1 protein-coding gene is annotated in these 385 nt (G+C 67.8%); it reads right to left on the bottom strand.

Going from position 1 to position 385, the window contains the following annotated elements:
* Positions 1-369, bottom strand: a 369-nt coding sequence (locus BN1127_RS21085; protein ID WP_042648529.1) for a response regulator, incomplete at its 3' end; no start/stop codon positions are given.
* Positions 370-385 lie beyond the last annotated feature (16 nt).

Genomic DNA, 385 nt, shown 5'->3' with positions numbered 1-385 from the left:
CTCGGCCCGCGCGATGGCGGCGAGCAGGGGGGCCAACTGCACCGGTTTTTGCAAGAAATCCACCGCCCCCAGCTTGAGGGACTCCACCGCCAGCGGCACCTCGCCGTGGCCGGTGAGAAACAGGATGGCGATGGGGCTCTGGGCCGCCTTCAGCCGCTGCTGCACCTCGGGGCCCGACAGCCCCGGCATGCGGCAGTCGAGGATGAGGCAGGCGGGCTGGAGCAGATCGACCTCGGCCAGAAAGCGCTCGCCATCGGAAAAGCTGAACAGCTGCCGCTCGTCGCAACTCTCCAGCATGAAGCGCAGGGAGTCGAGCACGGCCTCGTCGTCGTCGACCAGATAGAGCGGGGGGCAGGAGGGGGACGTCATCTCAGTTCCTCGGAGT

This window comes from Aeromonas media (assembly GCF_000819985.1).
In the GTDB taxonomy this organism is placed as follows: domain Bacteria; phylum Pseudomonadota; class Gammaproteobacteria; order Enterobacterales; family Aeromonadaceae; genus Aeromonas; species Aeromonas media.
Note: the sequence above shows the minus strand (reverse complement) of the source record. Positions and strands in the feature narration are given on the sequence as shown.